The sequence below is a fragment of the Candidatus Sulfotelmatobacter sp. genome (assembly GCA_035498555.1).
In the GTDB taxonomy this organism is placed as follows: domain Bacteria; phylum Eisenbacteria; class RBG-16-71-46; order RBG-16-71-46; family RBG-16-71-46; genus DATKAB01.
This window is the reverse complement of sequence record DATKAB010000209.1, coordinates 1-3,858: the sequence shown is the minus strand read 5'-3', so window position 1 is coordinate 3,858 and position 3,858 is coordinate 1. Positions and strand designations below refer to the sequence as shown.

Sequence of the window (3,858 nt, the reverse complement as noted above, 5' to 3'; positions counted from 1 at the left end):
ACCGGCCTCCTTCGTATGCGGCTCTGGCGCCGCGAGGTGCTAACCCGCGATCGAGCGTGGCGGCACTCCCGCCACCGTCGTGCCTCTCGTTCGCGAGAGCACGAACCTACGACCGCAGGCCGGTCGCTCCATACTGTCTAGCGCCGCTGGAGGACCTGGGCGAGCGCGCGACTCTTGCGGGCGGCGGTGTACACTTGATGGCGTCGAATTCGCCATCATCGGAACACCCTCCGCCGGAGCAATCGTGCAGTCGCGGCTCGCCTACGGCATCTCGGCTCTGTTTCTCGCCGCCGGATCCACCTACGCTTTCGCCACCATCGAATCGGCGCACGGGCCGATCGCGTCCGCCACCCATGCCCCGGCGATCGGGGACAAGCCCGCCGAGTTCGTGTGCACGCTCTGTCACTACACCGACGGCGATAACTTCAACGTCCCGGGCGGCGGCCTGCGGTTGGTCGGTGTCCCGATCGTCTACGCCGCCGGCCAGACCTACCCGCTGACGGTCCGGCTCGACAGCGACTCGACCGCCGATTCGCCAAGTCGCAAGTGGGGCTTCCAACTCACGGCGGTGCGCGCGAGCGATGGCGAAGGGGCCGGCACCTTCGTGCTGCCCGACCCGGACACGCTCCAGATCATTGCCGGTTCGGCGCCGTTCGCATCGCGTCGCTACGTCGAGCACACGTTCATCGGCACGCGCACGGGGCTGGCCGGCCCGTCGGTCTGGCATCTCTCTTGGCAGGCGCCGGCGACCTCGTCCGGCAAGATCTACTTCTTCTGCGCCGGCAATTCGGCCAACGGGAACGATGATCCGAGCGGTGATTTCATCTTCACGACCAGCGACAGTACGCTGCCTCCGCAGAGCGCCGCGGTGCCCTCGCTCGCCGCGCTCACGACCCTGGCGCCGCCCAGCCCCAATCCTTCGCGCGGCGCGGTGAGGTTGGAGTACTCGCTCGCCCGCGACGGCGACGTTCAGCTCGCGATCTTCGATCTCGTTGGACGCCGGATTCGCACGCTCGAGAACGGGTGGCGCAAGGCGGGCCCCTCCGAGGCGCGATGGGACGGCACGCGCGACGACGGAACGAACGCGGCCCCCGGAGCCTATTTCGCGAGGCTCTCGATCGCGGGAGCGGCCGACCCGCTCACCCGCAAGCTCACCATCGCCCGCTGAGCGCGGCGACTCGATCATCGAGACGCGCTACGGCACCCGAAGGACCCCGGGGCTGGAGTTCGCGATGCGATCGCCGTCGGCCAACGCTTCGACTCTCCAGCCCACCGAGGCCCCGTGCCGCAAGCCGGCGGGAAGCGACGCGGCGCGAAGCACGGCGCGGGTGTCGGCGCTCGAATCGGTGCGCGCGATCTCCCGGAGTGAAGTGTCGAAGAACACGACGCGATAGTGATCGGCTCCCGGAAACGGGCTCCAGGAAAGCTCCAGTCCGCCGTCCACGGAGCGCGGCTCGCTGGCCTCGAGCGAAGGCTCGATGGCGCCGATGGTGGCCGGCGCCGAGCGCATCTGGGTGGCGGGCGGAGTCGCGATGCGCGTCCACACCACCGCACCCATCGCGATCGCGATCGCGGCGAACGCCCAGATCGGCCGAGGGGTCAGGAACGATCGCCACCCGGAGCCGCCTCGAACCCTTGCCGCCGGAGACCGGACCGGCGAACTCGAGGCGATGCCGGTGAGGTTCGCGATGGTCTCGAGCATTCGGGCGTCGGCCGAAGCGGGATCGGGCAAGCGAACTTCGTCGCCGGGTGCTTCGAAATCGCGAATCAGCGCCAGCCGAGCCTGGCAACGCGGGCAGGTGTCCAGATGCCGACGCCCGGGATCGGTCCCGGGCAGGCTGGCGGCGCGCGCCAGCTCCTCGAGCGGAATGCACGGCTCGATCATGTTTCCCCCCGAACCTCGGGCGCCTCGGAGCCCAGCGCGGCACGCAGCTTCTGCCGCGCCGTCTGCAGCACCCCTCGCGCTCCCGAAGCGCTCCGGATTCCCAGCAAACGCGTGATCTCGTCCACTGGCATCCCCTCGTGAGCGCGCAACCACAGCGCGCTCTGTTCCATCGGATCCAAGACCTCTTCCATCACGCGTATCACGCGATCAAGCTGATGGCGCGCTGCGGCCGAGTCCTCGGGACCAACCAGGGGGTCCTGAAGCTCGTCCATGTCGATGTCCGGATCGCGGGCGAGCGACCGCGATCGCAGCGCGCTCAGGCAGCGATTCCGGACGATCTGGAAGAACCACGACGACACCGCCGCGCGCGGCTCGAATCGCGGAAGCGCGCGATAGATGCGAGTCAGACACTCCTGGGCAAGGTCGGTGGCGAGCTCCTGATCTCGAACCATCCGGTAGCACCACTGGATGATTCGTCCGCGCCACCGCCGCAGCAGCACGTCGGCAGCCTCGCGTCCCGCCCGCGCCTCCGGATCCCGCTGGAAGGCGCTTACCAGCTCCTGGTCGCCCAGTGAATCCAGCTGCGGCCGCTGCATGATTTGAAACTCCACGACGGGGGATTCGTCAGGACCTCGGTTGTGCGGCGAAGATTGTTGGTGGGGGTTCCCAGGCTGGTAAGTCATTGAAATTTCGTGTCTGGGCTGTCCGAATCAGGTCCAATCCAGGGGCATCAACAATCTTCGCCGCACAACCCTAACGTTTCGAGAACGGCTGTTCCCAGTCGGCCGTCATGCGCCATTTCCCGCCTTCATCCGTGCGGAAGAGATGGACGAACGCGCTCGTGTCCGGACGGGACTTGCCCTTGGTTCGCGCGATCACCGTGCCGTAGACGTAGCCGAGGTCCCAGGACTTCGAGAGGCCATTGCCGCGATAGCTCCAGGTCAGGTCGCGGCTTCGTGAAGCGCTCGCCTCAGCGACCGCGTCGAGCCCGAGCGCCGGCTCCGCTCCATCACGCAGGAAGCGCAGGTCATTGGCCGCGACCGCGACGTAGGCGTGCTCCCATCCGCTCTTCCTCGCGTTCCAGTCGAGTGCACGATCGGCGGTCAGCAGGTTGTTGCGCTCGTGCGAGGTGCGCTCCTGCTCGTAGTCGAGCGGGCTGCGGTAGACCGGCGTGTGGCTCCCGACGCCGAATCCGATGCCGCCGCCACCGAAGCTGATGCCGAATCCGCCGGTGCCGCCGCCTGCCGAGACGCCGCCGGCGCTCCCCGCCACGCCCATCTGCAGATTGCCCTGACGCCACGCGTTGGTGTCGGGAGGCGCGTGGAACGGCCCTTCGATCACCTCGACGTCACGCGGCCCGCGACCGCCCGGTGGGTGAGAGATGCCGCAGTCGAGCGCCACCTTCCACGCGCCGTGGGGGTCGCGACGCCACACGGTGAGGAAATGCCCGTGCTCGGCCTCCTTCGCCTCGGCGCTCACGCGGTATTCCCATGGACCGATCGAGAAGCCCAGGTCCTCTGCGCCCGAGAGCTCGACGAACTCGGGCGCCCACTCGAGCCGTCCCGGCACCTCGGTACGCGACTTCCAGCTCTGCATGCCGTTGATCGGCCCAGGCCGGAAGATCACAGCGTCCTCGCCGAGATTGGCGAGGAACGCCGAGCGCATTCCGTGGGCAATCGAGGCCGCCGAGAAATCGCGCTCGGCCTGGATCAGCGAGTCGATCGGACGGTCGGAGGACGCGACCGGAATCGCCCGTGTGGTCAGCGCGATGGCCAGTGCCACTGCCGCGAGGCCACACGGGCGAGAGTTCATCCCCTCATTCTACGACTCTTCTAGACAGTATGGAGCGACCGGCCTGCGGTCGTAGGTTCGTGCTCTCGCGAACGAGAGGCACGACGGTGGCGGGAGTGCCGCCACGCTCGATCGCGGGTTAGCACCTCGCGGCGCCAGAGCCGCATACGAAGGAGGCCGGT

4 protein-coding genes are annotated in these 3,858 nt (G+C 68.2%); 1 reads left to right on the top strand and 3 read right to left on the bottom strand.

All coding sequences use genetic code 11. The annotated features are described in order from the left end of the window. The first annotated feature begins 244 nt into the window (after nt 1-244). Nucleotides 245-1,168, top strand: a complete 924-nt coding sequence (locus VMJ70_15975) for a choice-of-anchor V domain-containing protein (protein ID HTO92630.1) — start codon at nt 245-247, stop codon at nt 1,166-1,168. 27 nt (nt 1,169-1,195) lie between these two features. Here VMJ70_15975 and VMJ70_15970 read toward each other — a convergent pair whose 3' ends face one another. The 3 genes from VMJ70_15970 to VMJ70_15960 all read right to left on the bottom strand — a co-directional run bounded on the left by VMJ70_15970 (nt 1,196) and on the right by VMJ70_15960 (nt 3,697). After that, on the bottom strand, nt 1,196-1,885 hold the full coding sequence (locus VMJ70_15970) for a hypothetical protein (GenBank protein ID HTO92629.1): 690 nt from the start codon (nt 1,883-1,885) through the stop codon (nt 1,196-1,198). Further along, nucleotides 1,882-2,481: a sigma-70 family RNA polymerase sigma factor gene (locus tag VMJ70_15965; protein HTO92628.1), complete on the bottom strand. Its 600-nt coding sequence runs from the start codon at nt 2,479-2,481 to the stop codon at nt 1,882-1,884. Before VMJ70_15965 ends, VMJ70_15970 begins: the two co-directional genes overlap by 4 nt. Before the next feature lie 157 nt (nt 2,482-2,638). Continuing rightward, entirely contained in the window at nt 2,639-3,697 is a 1,059-nt protein-coding gene (locus VMJ70_15960; protein HTO92627.1) for a hypothetical protein, read from the bottom strand. Between the last annotated feature and the right edge of the window lie 161 nt (nt 3,698-3,858).